General features: G+C 64.0%; 16 protein-coding genes. 6 read left to right on the top strand and 10 right to left on the bottom strand.

The window, feature by feature from the left end; translation table 11 throughout:
* The first annotated feature begins 54 nt into the window (after nt 1-54).
* The 3 genes from AAHM40_RS03225 (at nt 55) to sstT (ending at nt 3,345) form a co-directional block, all read left to right on the top strand.
* Nucleotides 55-1,218, top strand: a complete 1,164-nt coding sequence (locus AAHM40_RS03225) for an iron-containing alcohol dehydrogenase (protein ID WP_342243381.1) — start codon at nt 55-57, stop codon at nt 1,216-1,218.
* Nucleotides 1,219-1,311: 93 nt separating this feature from the next.
* The gene (locus AAHM40_RS03230; protein WP_342243382.1) at nt 1,312-1,749 is read left to right on the top strand and encodes an acyl-CoA thioesterase; all 438 of its coding nucleotides are present in this window, start codon (nt 1,312-1,314) and stop codon (nt 1,747-1,749) included.
* 351 nt (nt 1,750-2,100) lie between these two features.
* The gene (gene sstT, locus AAHM40_RS03235; RefSeq protein WP_342243383.1) at nt 2,101-3,345 is read left to right on the top strand and encodes a serine/threonine transporter SstT; all 1,245 of its coding nucleotides are present in this window, start codon (nt 2,101-2,103) and stop codon (nt 3,343-3,345) included.
* 59 nt (nt 3,346-3,404) lie between these two features.
* Here the strand turns inward: sstT and AAHM40_RS03240 are convergent, their stop codons facing one another.
* From AAHM40_RS03240 to AAHM40_RS03260, 5 genes are all read right to left on the bottom strand, one after another.
* Nucleotides 3,405-3,803 (bottom strand): glycine zipper domain-containing protein, encoded by a 399-nt coding sequence (locus AAHM40_RS03240; RefSeq protein ID WP_028626779.1) that lies wholly within the window; start codon nt 3,801-3,803, stop codon nt 3,405-3,407.
* Nucleotides 3,804-3,974: 171 nt separating this feature from the next.
* Entirely contained in the window at nt 3,975-4,463 is a 489-nt protein-coding gene (locus tag AAHM40_RS03245) for a hypothetical protein (protein ID WP_342243384.1), read from the bottom strand.
* A gap of 449 nt (nt 4,464-4,912) precedes the next feature.
* Nucleotides 4,913-7,234, bottom strand: a complete 2,322-nt coding sequence (locus tag AAHM40_RS03250) for an FdhF/YdeP family oxidoreductase (RefSeq protein ID WP_342243385.1) — start codon at nt 7,232-7,234, stop codon at nt 4,913-4,915.
* Nucleotides 7,231-8,076, bottom strand: coding sequence for a formate dehydrogenase accessory sulfurtransferase FdhD (gene fdhD, locus AAHM40_RS03255; protein ID WP_342243386.1), 846 nt, complete (start codon nt 8,074-8,076; stop codon nt 7,231-7,233). Before fdhD ends, AAHM40_RS03250 begins: the two co-directional genes overlap by 4 nt.
* Nucleotides 8,077-8,172: 96 nt before the next feature.
* The gene (locus AAHM40_RS03260) at nt 8,173-9,069 is read right to left on the bottom strand and encodes a LysR family transcriptional regulator (RefSeq protein WP_028626775.1); all 897 of its coding nucleotides are present in this window, start codon (nt 9,067-9,069) and stop codon (nt 8,173-8,175) included.
* Between the two features lie 129 nt (nt 9,070-9,198).
* Here AAHM40_RS03260 and lysM point away from each other — a divergent pair, with 129 nt between their 5' ends.
* A complete protein-coding gene (lysM, locus tag AAHM40_RS03265; protein WP_028626774.1) occupies nt 9,199-9,639 on the top strand; it encodes a peptidoglycan-binding protein LysM in 441 nt (146 codons plus the stop codon).
* 22 nt (nt 9,640-9,661) lie between these two features.
* Here the strand turns inward: lysM and yrfG are convergent, their stop codons facing one another.
* On the bottom strand, nt 9,662-10,327 hold the full coding sequence (yrfG, locus tag AAHM40_RS03270) for a GMP/IMP nucleotidase (RefSeq protein WP_342243387.1): 666 nt from the start codon (nt 10,325-10,327) through the stop codon (nt 9,662-9,664).
* A gap of 129 nt (nt 10,328-10,456) precedes the next feature.
* Between yrfG and nudE the strand changes: the two genes are divergently transcribed.
* Entirely contained in the window at nt 10,457-11,023 is a 567-nt protein-coding gene (nudE, locus tag AAHM40_RS03275; RefSeq protein ID WP_342243388.1) for an ADP compounds hydrolase NudE, read from the top strand.
* Nucleotides 11,020-11,841, top strand: coding sequence for a 3'(2'),5'-bisphosphate nucleotidase CysQ (gene cysQ / locus AAHM40_RS03280; RefSeq protein WP_342243389.1), 822 nt, complete (start codon nt 11,020-11,022; stop codon nt 11,839-11,841). The genes nudE and cysQ overlap by 4 nt, the downstream gene beginning before the upstream one ends.
* A 237-nt stretch (nt 11,842-12,078) precedes the next feature.
* Here cysQ and AAHM40_RS03285 read toward each other — a convergent pair whose 3' ends face one another.
* The 4 genes from AAHM40_RS03285 to arcA all read right to left on the bottom strand — a co-directional run bounded on the left by AAHM40_RS03285 (nt 12,079) and on the right by arcA (nt 17,713).
* The gene (locus AAHM40_RS03285; protein WP_342243390.1) at nt 12,079-13,986 is read right to left on the bottom strand and encodes a beta-ketoacyl synthase; all 1,908 of its coding nucleotides are present in this window, start codon (nt 13,984-13,986) and stop codon (nt 12,079-12,081) included.
* Between the two features lie 357 nt (nt 13,987-14,343).
* Nucleotides 14,344-15,276, bottom strand: a complete 933-nt coding sequence (arcC, locus tag AAHM40_RS03290; RefSeq protein WP_342243391.1) for a carbamate kinase — start codon at nt 15,274-15,276, stop codon at nt 14,344-14,346.
* A 72-nt stretch (nt 15,277-15,348) separates the two neighbouring features.
* Complete coding sequence (locus AAHM40_RS03295) at nt 15,349-16,359, bottom strand: ornithine carbamoyltransferase (RefSeq protein WP_342243392.1); 1,011 nt, start codon at nt 16,357-16,359, stop codon at nt 15,349-15,351.
* Nucleotides 16,360-16,462: 103 nt separating this feature from the next.
* Nucleotides 16,463-17,713 carry an arginine deiminase gene (gene arcA / locus AAHM40_RS03300; RefSeq protein ID WP_028626767.1) on the bottom strand — a complete coding sequence of 417 codons (1,251 nt, stop codon included), beginning with the start codon at nt 17,711-17,713 and terminating at the stop codon, nt 16,463-16,465.
* Nucleotides 17,714-17,722 lie beyond the last annotated feature (9 nt).

A 17,722-nucleotide genomic window follows, 5' to 3' on the forward strand; every position in this document is an offset into this window, starting at 1 on the left:
CCACTCTGCGTGCCGCGCCATCGCGGCGCACACACAACAAAGGAGGACGCCAAGATGCAGCCCTTCAGTTTTGCCACCACCGCGCAGATTCTCTGCGAATCCGGTTCGGCCGTACGCCTGGCCGAGCTGTGCCGCGAGCGCGGCGCCCAGCGTGTGCTGCTGGTCACCGACCCGGGTATTACGCATTTCGGCCTGCTCGATGAGGTCCTTCCCGGCTTCGCCGCCGCCGGCCTGACCGTTGCCGTCTACGATCGCGTCCAGGCCGATCCGCCGGAAGCCATCGTGCTGGAGGCGGTGGCTCTGGCGCGGACCCTCGATGCGGAACTGGTGGTGGGCTTCGGCGGTGGCAGCTCCATGGATGTGGCCAAGCTGGTGGCCCTGCTGGCGCACCCGGATTGTCGCCAGGGGCTGGCGGATATTTATGGCGTGGGCAACGCGCGGGGTCGGCGCCTGCCGTTGATGCAAGTGCCGACCACTGCCGGAACCGGCTCCGAGGTAACCCCCATCGCCATCGTCACCACCGGCGAAACCACCAAGATGGGCGTGGTGTCGCCGCTGCTGTTGCCGGACCTGGCATTGCTGGACGCGGACCTGACGCTTGGGCTGCCGGCGGCGGTGACTGCGGCCACCGGTATCGACGCGATGGTTCATGCCATCGAGGCCTACACCAGCAAGTTGAAGAAGAACCCGCTGTCCGACCTGCTTGCCCGCGAGGCCCTGCGCCTGCTGGCCGGTAATCTCGATACGGTGGTACACAACGGTCGCAACCGCGAGGCTCGCCAGGCCATGTTGCTGGGTGCCTGTCTCGCCGGCCAGGCATTCGCCAACGCCCCGGTCGCGGCTGTGCATGCCCTGGCGTATCCCCTGGGCGGGCACTTCCATATTCCCCACGGGCTATCCAACGCGCTGGTGCTGCCCCATGTGCTGGGTTTCAACGCCGAGGCGGCCGCGCCTCTCTATGCGTCGCTGGCACCGCTGGTGCTTGGGAGCAAGCTCAAACCCGGTAGCGACACCCAACTCACCGAACAGTTGATCCTCGAACTGGCCGATTTCAGCGCCCGCAGTGGCCTGCCGACACGCTTGCGAGAAGCCGGCGTGCCGCAGGACATGCTGGGCAAGCTGGCCAGCGACGCCATGTTGCAACAGCGGCTGCTGGTGAATAATCCGCGCGAGGTCAGTGAGGCCCAGGCCCTGGCCATTTACCAGGCGGCCTACTGAGCCTCCTGTAGGCGCCTGCTTGCTGGCGAATGCATCCGTTCGCGAGCAAGCTCGCTCCTACATGAATCGATCCAACCGAATCCAGGGAACCCCATGAGCCAACCCCAGCACCTGCGTGGCGACTACCGCCACTTTCAGCCCATCACCACGCGCTGGCACGACAACGACATCTACGGCCATGTGAACAACGTGGTGTATTACGGCTACTTCGACAGCGCGGTGAACACCTATCTGATCGAGCAGGGCGGCCTGGATATTCACGACGGCAACGTGGTGGGCTTCGTGGTCAGTTCCTCTTGCGATTACTTCGCCTCCATTGCCTTTCCCGACCGCATCGAGGTCGGGCTAAGGGTGGGCAAGCTGGGCAACAGCTCGGTGCAATATGAACTGGCGATCTTCAAGCAGGACGAAGACGAAGCCTGCGCGGCCGGGCGCTTCGTGCATGTGTTCGTCGACCGCGAGAGCAATCGACCGGTGCCGATCCCCGAGCGACTGCGCAGGGCGCTGGCGGAGCTGGTGGTGGAGGGCTGATCCCGGTCACCCCGGGGAAGAGCAACTGCCCCTGGATAGGTTCAGGGGCAGACCTGCGGTTTGCATGGCGAATGAATTCACCCCTACAGCCAACTTTCACCCAGTCGACCCGAAACGGCTGAAATAGCGACATCCAGCTGCCCGACCGTCTGTCCGCTCTACCCATCCGCAGTGCGAATCCGCACAATGCGCGCCAAACTCGAAACGACCCGTCCGGCTGCGAGGTGATTCACCACGCGGCGCGGCGCTTTCTTTTTCGCTGATCTGCGGCAGTGAAGGCGAGGTCTCATCGGGGTTCAATGTCCACTCTGGGCCAGCCAGTGCACGGCCCGACGTTCAGCGGTACCTGCCATGACTCACGCAAACGGCTCCATCCTGCAACGCTTGAAACGCACCAGCCTGGTCACTCGGATCATCATCGGCCTGATCGCCGGCATCGCCCTCGCCCTGACTTCTCCCGAGTACGCCAGCGCCGTTGGCCTGCTGGGCACGCTCTTCGTGATGGCCCTGAAGGCTGTGGCGCCCGTGCTGGTGTTCATCCTGGTGACGGCAGCCATCGCCAACCACAAACCGGGTGAGCGCACCCATATCCGCCCGATTCTCGTGCTCTACCTGATCGGCACCTTCTCCGCTGCCGTGGTGGCGGTAATGGCCTCGAGCCTTTTTCCATCGACCATCACCCTGACCAGCGGGGCCGCTGACCTGGCCCCGCCCGGAAACATCTCCGAGGTGCTGTTGAGCCTGCTGTCCAGCGCTGTGGCCAACCCGGTCACGGCCCTGATGGAGGCCAACTTCATTGGCATCCTGGTTTGGGCCGTGGGTCTGGGAATTGCCATTCGCCAGGGCAGCGAAACCACCCGCAACGTGTTCAGCGACCTGTCCCACGGTGTGTCGTTGATCGTCCGTGTGGTGATCAGCTTGGCGCCGCTGGGGATTTTCGGTCTGGTGGCTTCGACCCTGGCGGAGAACGGTGTTGGCGTGCTGGCCGACTACGCTCACCTGCTGGCGGTGCTGCTGGGTTGCATGCTCTTTGTGGCCTTTGTGGTGAACCCGCTGATCGTGTTCGCGAAGATCCGCCGCAACCCCTACCCGCTGGTGCTGACCTGCCTGCGTGAAAGCGGCATCACCGCCTTCTTCACCCGCAGTTCGGCAGCCAACATTCCGGTGAACCTGCAGCTGGCGGAGAAGCTCGGACTGCACGAGGACACCTACTCGGTATCCATTCCGCTCGGCGCCACGATCAACATGGCAGGTGCGGCCATCACCATCACCGTGCTGACCTTGGCAGCGGTGACCACGCTCGGTATCCAGGTGGACATCCCCACCGCCATCCTGCTCAGCGTTGTGGCTTCCATCTGCGCCTGCGGCGCTTCAGGCGTTGCTGGCGGCTCGCTGCTGCTGATCCCGCTGGCGTGCAGCCTGTTCGGCATCCCCAGCGAAGTGGCGATGCAGGTGGTGGCTGTGGGCTTCATCATCGGCATCCTGCAGGACGCCGCCGAAACGGCACTGAACTCCTCCACTGACGTGCTCTTCACTGCGGCTGCCTGCATGACCAGCGGTGATGTGGACGAGGCGCGCGCCGAGCAGATCGGTTGATACCCGGCTGAAACGAAAAAGCCCGGCACGAGTGCCGGGCTTTTTCATGGGGGCATCGATCAGTGGCGATGCTTGCGGTGCTTGCGGTGACCGTCGTGATCGTCCTTGGTCAGTTCGGTGGCGATGGCACCGCCTGCCGCGCCGCCGAGGCCCGCGCCGATGGCGGAACCGGTGGAACCGCCCAGCGCGCGACCGGCTACCGAGCCGCCCGCTGCGCCCAAGCCGCCGCCGATGGCGGCTTCGGTCTTCTTGCCGCTCTTGGCGGTCATGGCGCTACCGGCTGCACCACCCAGGCCGGCGCCAATTGCCGCGCCGGTGCTGCCGCCGACGGCATTGCCGACAACGTTGCCCAGGGCGCCGCCGAGGCCGCCACCGATGGCGTTGTTGGTGGTCTCGCCGGCTACAACCACCTGGGTTGCCAATAGGCTGAGGGCGAGGGCGGTTACTGCTTTGCGCATCGTGCTGTTTCTCCGTTTCGAAAGGGGGTGTTCATGGTTCCGCGGCAACGCGGAGTACCTCATGACACAGGTCAGATTATGGATTCTGAAGGGGGCCGGTCGTCGCTCGACCAGGCCTCAGGTCAGGAAAAAAGCCCGCTGGAAGCGGGCTTTTTTGATTGCTGGTGTTGATCAGTCATCCCAGTCGCGGTGCTTGTGCTTGTGCTTGCGATGGCCCCAGGCGTGGCCACGACCAGGGTGATCGCGGTAGGCGCGGCGGTAATGGCGATGGTCATCATCGTAGTCGTCATCGTCGTAGCGGTTCCTGTCGCCGTATTCATTGCCCAGGGCGCCGCCAGCGCCGCCACCCAGGGCTGCGCCGATCAGGCCGCCGGTGGTTCCGCCCATCTGCCGGCCGACGACTTGACCACCGGCGGCGCCGAGGCCACCGCCAATGGCGGCTTCAGTACGGTTGCGGCGCGGGGCAGCGACTGCGCCACCCGCGGCACCACCTACGCCAGCGCCGATGGCTGCGCCGGTGCTGCCGCCCACGGCATTGCCGACCACGGAACCCAGGACCCCGCCCAGCGCACCACCAATACCGGCATCGGTATTGCCGCCTGCGAAGACGCTGCCGCTGGCCAGGCCAAGAGACAGGAGAAGGATCGAGGTGTACTTCATGGTGAGGATCGCCTCAGTGGTTTTGGTGAGGCGATATTTGCTGTGGGAATTAACTTACGCAAGTGCTGGACGACGAAAAGCACTAACTTTTCTTATTTTTTTAATTGCTTGATTTGCCGGTAGAACTTTTCCCGAGTCGGGCTGTCTGAGACCTATTCCCGCCCGCGCCATTCCTGCTTTTTACGCCATCTGCAATGCTGGCAAAGTGCCCAATAACATAAAGTTCCGTCGGGACTTTATATAGGCATTAATTCCCTATTTCAAATTGTTTCTACCGGAAACAAGTTAGAGAAACAAACTTCCCTTACTGCAGTTAAAGACTGGCTTGCGGCTCATTGTTGCGCGTCGGCAGGGTCGCGCGCGCGGAAATTTCGAGTGGATGCCTTGGTGAATATCGTGCGCCGGCCAGGGGCTCCGGAACCGGCAGGTGCCGATCCGGACCCGCATCCTCAGAGGATGCGGCCGCTGTCCCGGGAGGCTTCGAGGCGGATGGCCACAAACTTGGAGGTGGGGGTGTAGCTGCCCTCGCCGTAGCTTTCCAGCGGGACCAGTGGGTTGGTTTCCGGGTAGTAGGCGGCGGCCTGCCCGGTTGGAATGTCAAAAGCCAACAGGCTGAAGCCGGATACCCGGCGCTCCACGCCGTCGTCCCACAAGGTCACCATGTCCACCTTCTGCCCCGGCTCGAAGCCCAGGCGGCGGATGTCTGCCTCGTTGGCGAAGACCACCTCGCGTTGGCCACGTACGCCGCGGTAGCGGTCGTCCAGGCCGTAGATGGTGGTGTTGTACTGGTCGTGCGAGCGCAGGGTCTGGAGGATCAGGTGCGGCTTCTCGCCGGTGCTGCGTACCTTCTCATGGAGCAGGTCAGCCGGCAGTGGAGCGGCCCTGAAGTTGGCGCGGCCGTTCTGCGTGCTCCATTGCCGCGCATTGGCGGTGTTACCCAGATAGAAGCCGCCCGGGTGCTGCACGCGACGGTTGAAGTCCTCGAAGCCGGGAATCGTGTCGGCGATCAGCTCGCGGATGCGGTCGTAGTGGGCGACCAGGGCGTCCCAGTCCACCGGGTGGTTGCCTAGGGTGGCCTTGGCGATACCGGCGATGATGGCCGGTTCCGAGCGCATCTCGCGGGAGGAGGGCTCCAGTTGACCGTAGGACGCATGGATCATGCTGAAGGAGTCTTCCACCGTCACTGCTTGTGGGCCTTCGGCCTGCCGGTCGATATCGGTGCGACCGAGGCAGGGGAGGATCAGCGCTTCCTGGCCGACGGTCAGGTGGCTGCGGTTGAGCTTGGTGCTGATCTGCACCGTCAAATCGCATTTCTGCAGCGCGGCATGGGTGCGCGGGCTGTCCGGTGTGGCCTGGGCGAAGTTGCCGCCGAGGCCAATGAACACCTTTGCGTGGCCATCGAGCATGGCGTTGATCGCTTCCACCGTGTTGTGGCCATTGTCCCGAGGGACCTGGAAGCCGAAGCGTTTCTCCAGGGCATCGAGCAGCGCTGCCGGCGGCCGGTCGTTGATGCCCATGGTGCGGTCGCCCTGTACGTTGCTGTGGCCGCGCACCGGGCAGAGGCCAGCGCCGGGGCGGCCGACATTGCCGCGCAGCAGTTGCAGGTTGACGATTTCCTGGATGGTCGCCACCGAGTGGCGATGCTGGGTGATGCCCATGGCCCAGCAGATGATCACGCTGCCGGCGTCGCGATAGATGCGCGCGGCCATCTCGATCTCATCCAGGGTCAGGCCGGATTGTTGTTCGATCTGCGTCCAGGGCGTGGCGTCCAGCTCACTCAGGTAGGCGTCGACGCCGTCGGTGTGCTCGGTGATGAACGCGTGGTCAAACACCGGCGCCTCGCCGTTCGCCTGGGCCTCGCGTTCCCATTGCAGCAAGAACTTGGCGATACCGCGGATGGCCGCCATGTCGCCACCCAGTGCCGGACGGAAGAAGGCGGTGTTCAGCGGCCGTGAGCCGTTGCTGAGCATTTCCAGGGCGTGCTGCGGATGCTGGAAGCGCTCCAGGCCGCGCTCCTTGAGCGGGTTGAAGCAGACCACTTGGGCGCCGCGCTTCACCGCTTCGCGCAGCGGTTCGAGCATGCGCGGGTGGTTGGTGCCCGGATTCTGGCCAAGCACGAAGATGGCGTCGGCATGTTCGAAGTCGTGAAAGGTCACGCTGCCCTTGCCCACGCCAACGCTCTGGCCCAAGGCTACGCCACTGGCCTCGTGGCACATGTTCGAGCAGTCGGGGAAGTTGTTGGTGCCGAAGGCGCGGACGAACAGCTGGTAGAGGTAGGCTGCCTCGTTGCTGGCGCGGCCGGAGGTATAGAACTCGGCCTGGTGCGGGCTTTCCAGGTTGCGCAGGTGCCGGGCGACGAGGGCGAAGGCGTGCTCCCAGCTGACCGGCACATAGTGGTCGGTCTGGCGGTCGTAGCGCATGGGTTGGGTCAGGCGGCCCTGGTACTCGAGCCAGTAGTCGCTCTGCTCGCGCAACTGGCTGACGCTGTAGCGCGCAAAGAAGGCGGCATCCACCCGGCGCTTGGTGGCTTCCCAGTTGACGGCCTTGGCACCGTTCTCACAGAACTTGATGCGACCGTCCTCGGGGGAGTCGCCCCAGGCGCAGCCGGGGCAGTCGAAGCCGCCGCTCTGGTTGGTCTTGAGCAAGGCGCGCAGGTTCTTGAACGGCTGTTTGCTGTCCAGCCAGAAGCGAGTGACGCTCTTCAGCGCACCCCAGCCGGCCGCGGCGCCCTTGTAGGGTTTGTAGCGGGGTTGTACGGGTTGCAGGCTCATTCTTTCGGGGCTTTCGCTTCTGGCGCCGGGCTGTAGACCCGTGGGGCGCTATGGTGGGGCAGGTGGATGAGGTTGAGGTGGTGCCGGCGTGCCCATTCCACGGTCAGGCTGGTGGGCGCGGAGAGGCTGACCAGGGTGGACAGGCCTGCGCGCACCGCCTTGTGGATAAGTTCCAGGCTGCAGCGGCTGGTGACCACGGCGAAACCCGCGCGTGGGTCCAGGCCTTGGCGCAGCAGGGCGCCGATGAGTTTGTCGAGGGCGTTGTGGCGGCCGATGTCTTCACGGCACAGGCGCAGCTCCCCGCTGGCATCGACGAACAGCGCGGCGTGCAGGGCGCCACTGCGCCGGGCCAACTCCTGCGCCTCGTTGATGCGCCGGCGCAGGTCGCGGAAGTGTTCGGCTGGCGGCAGGGGGGCCGGGTCCAGCGAGCGCAGCTCAGGCAGCGCCTGTTCCAGCGCTTCCACGCCGCAGAGGCCACAGCCGGTGGTGCCGGCCAGGTTGCGGCGCTGTTCCTTGAGCGACCAGAAGGCGCGATTGCCAATGTCCACTTCGGCGTGCAGGGCGATACCTTCGCCTTCGATCTGGATGTCATAGATGTCGTCGATGGATTGCACCACCGCGCTGCTCAGGCTGAAGCCCGCGACGAAGTCTTCCAAGGCACTCGGGGAAACCATCATGACGGCGTAGCTGATGCCGTTGTAGGAAATCGCCAGGGCGCATTCTTCCGCCAGGTCGGCATCCTCTACGCGTGCGACGGTGTCCAGCTCGGCATATTGGTAACCGGTGGGTGCGGGTGGGTTATCCACAGCGGTGAGATGGCGCTTGGCGTCTGGGTTTGGCATCGAATTGCCCCCTGCGACGGATTGACTCAGCCATCCTAGGCCCCTCTGGCAAGGGCGTCTAATCGCTATTCCCGATTCACTGATCGAGCGCGTTTATCAAGAAGCGGAATCGAGCCCCAGCAAAGTCCGCGCTTCGGAGAAGCAGGCGTCCGCCAGAGCCGAGCGGGGGGCGCCACGGCGCAGGATCAGGCCCAGCGGGGCGAGAGTGCGGGCATCTTCGATGGGGGTCAGCGCCAGGTGTTCAGTGAAGTCGTCGAGGCCGCTGTCCAGCGGCATGATGGCGCAGCACAGGCCGGCACTGACGGCTTGCAGCAGTTGGTGGACGGCGTCGGTCTCCAGCCTGGGCTGAGGCGAGAGGCCACGGCTGCGAAAACCATGGTCGATGGACTGGCGGAAGTGCATGCCGCCGAAGAGCAGCCCCAGGGGCAGGTCCACCAGGCTTTCCCAGGGCAGTGCGGGGATGTCGAAGCTGAAGTGACGGCGGTCGTGCAACAGGCCCATGCGAGTCTGGGCCAGTTCCAGGCTTTCGAAGTGCTCGCGGTCCAGGCGGTCGAGGTAGGAAAGGCCCAGGTCCAGCTGGTTGCGCGCCAGGCCTTCGAGAATCTGTTCGGAGCTCAGGGAGAACAGTTGGAAGCGCAGGCTCGGGTGCGGGCCGGAGAAGGCTTGCACCAGGCGCATGGGGTCGAAGCCGGCCAGCGGCACCATGCCCAGGCGCAGGGTGCCGACGAGTTGGCCGCGGCAGGCTGCCGCCTCGGCATAGAGACCATCGTGGGCCGCCAGCAGCGTGCGCGCCCAGGCCAGTACGCGCAGGCCGGCGTCCGTGAAGCCCTCGAAGCGCTGGCTACGGACAACCAATTCCAGACCCAGTTCTTCTTCGAGGCTGCGCAGGCGCATCGACAGCGTCGGTTGGGTGACGTGGCAACGCGCGGCGGCCTGGCCGAAGTGCCGGGTCTCTTCCAGGGCGATGAGGAACTTCAGTTGCTTGATGTCCATGCCGGCTCCTTGATCAGGGCATGGATTCTAGCCTGTCGTCGCCGTGTGGAGGTTGAACTGGAACGGCCGTCTAGACTTGCACCTCCCAGGCGCCGGGCGCGCCATCCCTATGGAATGAGAGGATCTGTCATGGGCATCTTCGACTTTGTCAAAGAAGCGGGTGTGAAACTGTGGGAAACCCTGGTAGGACAGGAGGCGCAGGCCGCCGAGACGTTGAAGGAGCACGTGGCCAAGGTGGGGCTGGGCAATCCGGCCATCGAGCTGACGGTGGAGGGTGACAAGGTGATCGCCCGCGGTGAAGTGGCGACCCAGGAAGAGAAGGAGAAGATCCTGCTGGCCCTGGGCAACGTCGAAGGTGTGGCTCAGGTCGAGGATCAGATCAGCGTCAGTGCACCCGCCGTGGCGCCGGCGCGCTTCGTCACGGTGAAGAAGGGCGACACCCTGAGCGCCATTGCCAAGACTGAGTACGGCAATGCCAATGCCTACATGAAGATCTTCGAGGCCAACAAACCGATGCTCTCGCATCCGGACAAGATCTATCCGGGGCAGGTACTGCGCATCCCGGAGTGAAGAGCGCGAGATCCTTCGCAGTCTATTGGAGGCCTTCCACGAGGCTCCGGTAGTTCTCCACCGCCGCGAATTCCTCGGTGTCCTTCGGGCCCTTGCGGCTATCTGGCTCGCGTACCGCCAGCAGGTGGGCGATGCCGGACTGTCGCGCACTGCGCAGGATCGGCAGGCTGTCGTCGATGAACAGGCTGCGCGCCGCATCGAAGCCGAAGTCCTGTTGCAGGGCGTGCCAGAACTGCTGGTCTTCCTTGGGATAGCCGTAGTCGTGGGAGCTGATCAGGCGGTCGAACCAGGGGGCGAGCTGGACTCGCTCCATCTTCAGAGACAGGGAGTCGCGGTGGGCATTGGTGATCAGTGCCACGCGCTTGCCTGAGCGTCGCAGGGCGGCGAGGAAGACGTCGGCATCCGGGCGCAGGGCGATCAGGTGCGCCACCTCGCGCTTGAGTTCGCGGATCGACAGGCGCAACTCGCGGCTCCAGAAGTCCGTGCAGTACCAGTTCAGTTGCCCGGCGTTGTCGCGAAACAGCGGCAGCAGCTCGGCGTCGGCCAGCTCTCGGCTGATGCCATGGTGCTCGGCATAGCGCTGCGGCAGGTACTCCATCCAGAAGTAGTTATCGAAGTGGAGGTCGAGCAGGGTACCGTCCATGTCGAGCAGGACGGTGTCGATGTCGTTCCAGGGCAGTGATGGCATGGGGGCTGTCGGTCGTTCCGGTGGGCTGTCGCCGTTACGTCGCTGGCCGTCGCTGGCACGCAATCTCCAGCGGGGACATTGGGCAAAGGCGGGGTATGATAACCCGCCGGTCATGCCAAGGAGTCCGTTATGCGTCAGAAGCCCACGGTGCTCGCTCGCGAGATAGTCGCCAGCAGCCGCCTGTTCCGTGTCGAGGAGCTGCAATTGCGCTTCGCCAATGGCGTCGAACGCACATACGAACGCCTGGTCGGCAAAGGCGCCGGCTACGGCGCCGTGATGGTGGTGGCCATGGCCGATGCCGAACACGTGCTGCTGGTGGAGGAGTACTGCGCCGGCACCGACGACTACCAGCTGTCCCTGCCCAAGGGCTTGATCGAGCCAGGCGAGGACGTGCTCGCCGCCGCCAATCGTGAGCTCAAGGAAGAGGCCGGATTTGGCGCGCGCCAGTTGGAGCACCTCACCGAACTGTCCCTCTCCCCTGGCTATATGAGCCAGAAGATCCAGGTGGTCCTGGCTCGTGATCTCTTCGAGGAGAGCCTGCCGGGCGACGAGCCCGAACCGCTGCGAGTCGACCGCATCAGCCTGCGCGAACTGTCCAGCCTCGCCCAGCACCAACAATTCAGCGAGGGTCGCGCCCTGGCCGCGCTCTACCTGACCCGAGACATCCTGACCCAACGTGGGGAGTACCAACCTTGAACCATCCCTTGCTTCCCGCCGTAATCGAACTGGTGCGCCAGGCTGGTGACGCCATCCTGCCTTTCTGGCGCGGCGAACTGGCCATTACCGAGAAGGACGACGCATCTCCTGTTACCGCTGCTGATCTCGCGGCTCACAAAGTGCTGGATGCAGGCCTCGTGGCTCTGGATCCAAGTATTCCGGTGCTTTCCGAAGAGGCGGCGAACATCCCCCTGGCCGAGCGTGCCAGCTGGCAGCGTTGGTGGCTGGTGGACCCTCTGGATGGCACCAAGGAATTCATCGCTGGCAGCGAAGAGTTCACCGTCAACGTGGCGCTGATCGAAGGCGGCCGGGTGGTATTCGGTGTGGTCGGCATGCCGGTCACCGGACGCTGCTACTACGGCGGTGCCGGCCTTGGCGCCTGGAGTCAGGATGAGGAGTTCGAAGCCGACGAAATCGCCGTACGCATCGCGCCGGACGAAGCCTTCACCGTGGTCGCCAGCAAGCGTCATTCGAGCCCCGCCCAGGAGCGTCTGTTAGCGTGGCTGTGTGAGCGCTTCGGTGATCTGCAACTGGCCAATATTGGCAGCTCGCTGAAGTTCTGCCTGCTGGCCGAAGGTTCAGCGGACTGCTACCCGCGCCTGGCCCCCACTTCCCAGTGGGACACGGCCGCCGCTCAGGGTGTGCTCGAAGGCGCTGGCGGCGAGGTGCTGGATCTTTCCGGCAAGCCGCTTACCTATGAAGCTCGCGAGGGTTTCCTCAATCCGTCCTTCCTGGCGTTGCCGGTAGCCGCCGAATGGCGGGCGGAGCTGATTCAGCTGGCGCGTGCGCTGGACTGAAAACACCGGAAACGAGAAAGGGCCCCGAGGGGCCCTTTTTCATGCTCAGTCTTTTTGGGGGACCGCTGCGCGGTCCTTGGCGAATTCATTGGCTACGTGTTGTATAGGAGCTGGCTTGCCAGCGAATGGCCCCGTTTCGCTGGCAAGCCAGCTCCTACAAGGCTCTTGGCCTCTCGCAACAGCTAACGCAGACATAGCGAATTCATTCGCCAAGCAGGCCGGGGGCCTGCCTTTGGATCAGTCGAGCATATCCGCGAAGCGCTCGTCCTTCCGGTAGCGCAGCGTCTGGGCGAAGCCGGGCACCTGGATGCCCTCAGGACTTAGTTCGATTTGCTGCTCGTCGATCAGGTCGTTGCCGAAGTTGTAGATGATGTCGAACTCGCCCAGGCGAGCGCGGCGGTCGTATTCCTCGGCGTTGGCGCGGGTCTGCTCGCGTTTGGCCACGTAGGCGGCAAAGGCGGTTTCGCCGTAGCGTTTCTTCAGCATCTTCTCGGCCAGGCGCGGGGAGATGACCACACCGGTGGCGTTGTTTCCGCCGAAGCCCTTGGAGTTGATGAAGCAGACGTCCAGCTGACGATCGCCCAGGACACGGTCACGGGTTTCGATGGACAGGTGCTGGCGGTGCACGTCGTCGGCCACCCGGTCGATGGTCTTGATGCCCGGGAGGATGCCGTACTTGAACGTGCCCAGGGCGGCGATCACCTGGTCGCCGCTGGCGGTGGCCAGGGAGTGGCCGAGGTAGGCCTTCACGGCGGCGACCGGCCATTCATCGATGCCAAAAGCGCCGGCAACGCGGTCCAGCAGCTCGGATTCGGTCACGCGGTTGGCCGGGGTGCTGGAGCCGTGGGCGTGGACGAAGCTGCGTTCGCGCACACCGTCCGGGCCAATCAGTTGGGTGGCGGCGGCCACGGCCTTGGCCAGGGTCAGGTAGTTGCCTGGGCCGGGGGCGGAGATGGACTTCTTGAAGCCGTCGGCGTTGATGAAGACATCGGTCACTGCGCCGTGGATGTCGGCGCCCAGTTCCAGCGCCAGTTCGTCATCCATCAGCACCACGTACTGGCTGGATTCGGCCAGGGTGAAGCCGCAGTTCTCGCCGAACGGGCGGCTGGCGCGGCGGAAGTCCACGTCTTCGCGGCCGCCCACCTGGCGCAGGCCCTCTTCGGTAGCCAGAGCGCCCATGGCGCCGTAACCGTCGATGCATTCCTGGTTGATCGGTGCCTCGGCGTTGCCCACCAGGACCACGCGGGAGCGGCCGGAGGTGATGAGCTCGATGCCCTTCTGCAGGTTGTAGAGGAAGGTGGCGCAGGCGCCGGTGACGCTGCCAGTGGTACCGACACTGCCCAACACGTAGGCATTGATGAAGTCGGCGGGCATGGTGTTCAGGCCCAGCGGCAGCTGCTTGGCGCTGACGCGGCTGCCCTTGAGGCGCGATTGCATCAGGCCTCCGAAGCCGTTCTCGTCCAGCTGGCTCATGATGCTGCCGGAGAACACGGCGATCTCGTCCGGCTGCACGCGGTCGACGATGCTCTTCCACGCCAGGCCGATGGAGCGGATGGCATCGGTAGCGGCAACTACCGACATCTGCAGCCCGCGTGGGTGGAAGCGCGAGTTGTACAGCTCGCCCGGCTCGAAGCCGGTGGGCAGTTGGCCGGCGGACTTCACCGGCAATTCGCGGTAGCTGTCCACCTTGAAGTCGCAGGTGCCCTGGAGGGTCACCCGGACTTCACCGTTATCCAGGGCTTCCACGTGCCAATTGGTGGGCAGCGGTTCGGGCAGTTGCTTGCGCGATGTGGTGAAGCTGAGGGCCTGGTTGTCACCGACTTGGGCCGTGAGGCTCTTGTGCCAGTGGGCGGCGTCCACGTCCAGGTGCTGCTTGCCGATGCGGCGTACCAGGGTGGAGTCGAGGATCTCGGCGGTGTAGCGGGTCTCGATCTCGGCCAGGGTCAGGACCTGGCCGTCGGCATCAACGTACTGGCCGTCAGTCACGGAAACCAGCTTCATCATCACGGCGAGGCCAGCCAGGGTCTCCTGGCGGGCCTGAGCGTCCAGCGTCTCGATCACGATGCGACGGAAACCGTGGTGAAACGAGCTTCGTCCGGCCGCGTTGTAGCCGCCAAAACCCACAATCACTGGAAGTCGGGACATCTCTCGGAAACTCCTCAAAAAGACCATCTCATGCCGGCCGGCAGGCTTGGCCGCGGGGCGCCGCGCTCAGGTGGCGGCAATTTGCGGCTTCAAGCATCACGGGCCAGGTGGCATGAGCCAGGTGGCAGCTCGAATGAATGGGATGTCTACCTGACGCGGGGTGTGACTATCAAGTCACGCCGATGGTCATTCGGCGGGAGATTGAGAGCTATGCGGAGGGGGTGGAAAAACCTGTAGGGGCGAATTCATTCGCCAAGGGCAGCGCAGCTACCCCGGTATATTCGGCTTGCAGGCCTGCGGCCTGCCTGGCGATTGAAATCGCCCCTACAAGGGCATGGCCAAAGCCATGCCAGCGGATCAGCGGTACTCGATACCGGCCTTGCTGGTGCTGACGCGGGTACCGGACTTGCCTTGGGTGATCGCGACGATATTTTCCAGGGAGCCAATCACCGCGTCCTTGCCGGTGTTGCGAGCGAATTCCATCGCTGCCTGGACCTTCGGTCCCATGGAGCCAGCGGCGAAGCCGAGGCGTTCCAGTTCGTCGGGGTGGGCCTGGGCGATGGCTTTCTGGGTCGGCTTGCCCCAGTCGATATAGGCGGCATCGACGTCGGTGGCGATGATCAGGACGTCGGCGTCCAGTTCCTCGGCCAGCAACGAGGAGCAGAGGTCTTTATCGATCACCGCTTCGACGCCGGAGAGCTTCTTGCCGGATTCGTCATACATGGTCGGGATGCCGCCACCACCGGCGCAGATGACGATGGTGCCTTTCTCCAGCAGCCACTTGATCGGGCGAATCTCGAAGATGCGCTTGGGACGCGGGCTGGCGACCACGCGGCGGAACTTGTCGCCGTCGGGCGCGATACTCCAACCCTTCTCCTTGGCCAGGGCCTCGGCCTCTTCCTTGGAGTAGACCGGGCCGATCGGCTTGGTCGGGTTCTGGAAGGCCGGGTCCTTGGCGTCGACTTCGACCTGGGTGAGGAGGGTGGCGAATGGCACTTCGAATGGCAGCAGGTTGCCCATTTCCTGTTCGATCATGTAGCCGATCATGCCTTCGGTCTCGGCACCGAGAACGTCCAGCGGGTAGGGCGTGACCTTGTCATACGACGCGCCCTGCAAGGCCAGCAGGCCGACTTGGGGGCCGTTGCCGTGGGCGATCACCAGTTCGTTGCCGGGCGCGACCTTGGCGATCTGCTCGGCGGCAATCTTCACGTTGGCGCGCTGGTTGTCGGCAGTCATGGGCTCGCCACGACGCAGCAGGGCGTTACCGCCCAATGCGACGACGATACGCATAGTGATTTCCTCCTGAGGGTGAAAATGCGTCCCGGACCGGCGAGCGCGTCGCGGTCCGGGGCGTATCGGGACTTACATGTCGGCGAGGGTCGAAACGAGGATCGCCTTGATGGTGTGCATGCGGTTTTCCGCCTGCTCGAAGGCGATGTTGTACGGGGACTCGAAGACGTCTTCGGTGACTTCAATGCCGTTCTTCAGGTTCGGGTACTTGGCAGCGATTTCCTTGCCGACCTTGGTTTCGCTGTTGTGGAACGCCGGCAGGCAGTGCATGAACTTCACGCGCGGATTGCCGGCCGCTTTCATCATGTCCATGTTGACCTGGTAGGGCAGCAACTCCTGGATGCGTTCGCCCCAGGCTTCCACCGGCTCGCCCATGGACACCCAGACGTCGGTGTGGATGAAGTCCACGCCCTTGACCGCTGCTTTCGGGTCTTCGGTGATGGTGATGCGGGCGCCGCTTTCTTCAGCGAACTTCTTGCAGGCGGCGACGTGCTCGTCGGTCGGCCACAGTTCCTTCGGCGCGGCGATGCGTACATCCATGCCGAGCTTGGCGCCGATCAGCAGCAGGGAGTTGCCCATGTTGTTGCGGGCGTCGCCCAGGTAGGCATAGGAGATTTCGTGCAAGGGCTTGTCGCTGTGCTCGCGCATGGTCAGTACGTCGGCGAGCATCTGGGTTGGGTGGTATTCGTCGGTCAGGCCGTTGAACACCGGCACGCCCGCGTAGGTGGCCAGTTCTTCGACGATCTCCTGTTTGAAACCGCGGTATTCAATGGCGTCGTACATGCGGCCTAGCACGCGGGCGGTGTCCTTCATGCTCTCTTTGTGGCCGATCTGCGAAGAGTTCGGGTCGATGTAGGTGACGTTGGCACCCTGGTCATAGGCGGCCACTTCAAAGGCGCAGCGGGTACGGGTGGAGGTCTTCTCGAAAATCAGCGCGATGTTGTTGCCTTTGAGGTGCTGTTGCTCGGTACCGGTGTACTTGGCACGTTTCAGGTCGCGGGACAGGTCCAGCAGATAACGCAGCTCGCGAGTGCTGTGGTGCATCAGGCTGAGCAGGTTACGGTTGTGCATGTTGAAAGCCATGGTTCTTTCTCCTTGTGGGCAGCTTGAAACCTGGCCCCGTCAGAACAGCTCGTGGCTGGCAGGGCGGGCGGCTCCAGATTGAGAGCCGCCGTGGAATATCAACTCAGTAGTCGATCGGGTCGCGCAGGATCGGGCAGGTCATGCAGTGACCACCGCCACGGCCGCGGCCGAGTTCGCTGGCGCTGATGGTGACCACCTCGACACCGGCCTTGCGCAGCAGGGTGTTGGTGTAGGTGTTGCGGTCATAGCCGACCACCACGCCGGGCTCCAGGCAGACCACGTTGTTGCCGTCGTCCCACTGCTCGCGCTCGGCCTCGAAGGCGTCGCCGCCAGTCTGCACCACGCGCAGTTTCTTGAGGTTGAGGGATTCGGCCACCACCGAGATGAAGTCCTTGTCTTCGCGGCGGATGTCGATGCCGTAGGGGCGGCTTTCATCCGGGCGCAGGACGAAGGGCACGATTTCCTTGACCACTTCCGGGAAGACCGTGACCAGGTCGCGGTCGCAGAAGGTGAAGACGGTGTCCAGGTGCATGGCGGCGCGGGATTTGGGCAGGCCGGCGACGACGACTTTCTGCGCGGCGCCTTTGGCGAACAGCGATTGAGCCAACTGGCCGATGGCCTGGCGCGAGGTCCGCTCGCCCATCCCGACCAGCACTACGCCGTTGCCGATGGGCATTACGTCGCCACCTTCCAGGGTGGACATGCCATGGTCCTTGTCAGGATCGCCGTACCAGACTTCGAACTCGGCCTCGGTGAAGGTCGGGTGGAACTTGTAGATGGCCGTGGTCAGCAGGGTCTCCTGGCGACGGGCCGGCCAGTACATTGGGTTGAGGGTCACGCCGCCGTAGATCCAGCAGGTGGTGTCGCGGGTGAACTGGGTGTTGGGCAGCGGCGGCAGGATGAAGCTGGAATGGCCCAGGTAGTCGCGGTACATCTTGATGGCGCTGACGCCTTCGCTTTCCGGCAGGTCGGAGCCGGCGACACCGCCGATGAGGAATTCTGCGATCTTGCGCGGCTCCAGGCCTTCGATCCAGGAGCGCACTTCGTTGGTGAGGCCGACACCCACCTGGTCAGCGGTGATCTTGCGATCGAGGATCCACTTCAGAGCTTCCTTGTTCTGCACGATGTCGGTGAGCAGGTTGTGCATTTCCAGAACGTCGATGCCGCGCTCACGCATCTTGGTGACGAAGTCGAAGTGGTCGCGCTTGGCCTGGTTAACCCAGATCACGTCATCGAACAGCAGCTCGTCGCAGTTGTTGGGGGTCAGGCGCATATGTGCGAGCCCCGGCGAGCAGACCATTACCTTATGCAGTTTGCCGGCTTCCGAATGAACGCCGAGTTTGACTTTGGACATGGCAGGGTC

This window comes from Pseudomonas sp. OTU5201, from assembly GCF_038440135.1.
Classification (GTDB): Bacteria; Pseudomonadota; Gammaproteobacteria; order Pseudomonadales; family Pseudomonadaceae; genus Metapseudomonas; species Metapseudomonas resinovorans.

What these genes read in the sequence shown, in the direction of transcription:
- AAHM40_RS03225 (WP_342243381.1), top strand. Translation starts at nt 55, where the DNA reads ATGCAGCCCTTCAGTTTTGCCACCACCGCGCAGATTCTCTGCGAATCC.
- AAHM40_RS03230 (WP_342243382.1), top strand. Translation starts at nt 1,312, where the DNA reads ATGAGCCAACCCCAGCACCTGCGTGGCGACTACCGCCACTTTCAGCCC.
- sstT (WP_342243383.1), top strand. Translation starts at nt 2,101, where the DNA reads ATGACTCACGCAAACGGCTCCATCCTGCAACGCTTGAAACGCACCAGC.
- AAHM40_RS03240 (WP_028626779.1), bottom strand. Translation starts at nt 3,803, where the DNA reads ATGCGCAAAGCAGTAACCGCCCTCGCCCTCAGCCTATTGGCAACCCAG.
- AAHM40_RS03245 (WP_342243384.1), bottom strand. Translation starts at nt 4,463, where the DNA reads ATGAAGTACACCTCGATCCTTCTCCTGTCTCTTGGCCTGGCCAGCGGC.
- AAHM40_RS03250 (WP_342243385.1), bottom strand. Translation starts at nt 7,234, where the DNA reads ATGAGCCTGCAACCCGTACAACCCCGCTACAAACCCTACAAGGGCGCC.
- fdhD (WP_342243386.1), bottom strand. Translation starts at nt 8,076, where the DNA reads ATGCCAAACCCAGACGCCAAGCGCCATCTCACCGCTGTGGATAACCCA.
- AAHM40_RS03260 (WP_028626775.1), bottom strand. Translation starts at nt 9,069, where the DNA reads ATGGACATCAAGCAACTGAAGTTCCTCATCGCCCTGGAAGAGACCCGG.
- lysM (WP_028626774.1), top strand. Translation starts at nt 9,199, where the DNA reads ATGGGCATCTTCGACTTTGTCAAAGAAGCGGGTGTGAAACTGTGGGAA.
- yrfG (WP_342243387.1), bottom strand. Translation starts at nt 10,327, where the DNA reads ATGCCATCACTGCCCTGGAACGACATCGACACCGTCCTGCTCGACATG.
- nudE (WP_342243388.1), top strand. Translation starts at nt 10,457, where the DNA reads ATGCGTCAGAAGCCCACGGTGCTCGCTCGCGAGATAGTCGCCAGCAGC.
- AAHM40_RS03285 (WP_342243390.1), bottom strand. Translation starts at nt 13,986, where the DNA reads ATGTCCCGACTTCCAGTGATTGTGGGTTTTGGCGGCTACAACGCGGCC.
- arcC (WP_342243391.1), bottom strand. Translation starts at nt 15,276, where the DNA reads ATGCGTATCGTCGTCGCATTGGGCGGTAACGCCCTGCTGCGTCGTGGC.
- AAHM40_RS03295 (WP_342243392.1), bottom strand. Translation starts at nt 16,359, where the DNA reads ATGGCTTTCAACATGCACAACCGTAACCTGCTCAGCCTGATGCACCAC.
- arcA (WP_028626767.1), bottom strand. Translation starts at nt 17,713, where the DNA reads ATGTCCAAAGTCAAACTCGGCGTTCATTCGGAAGCCGGCAAACTGCAT.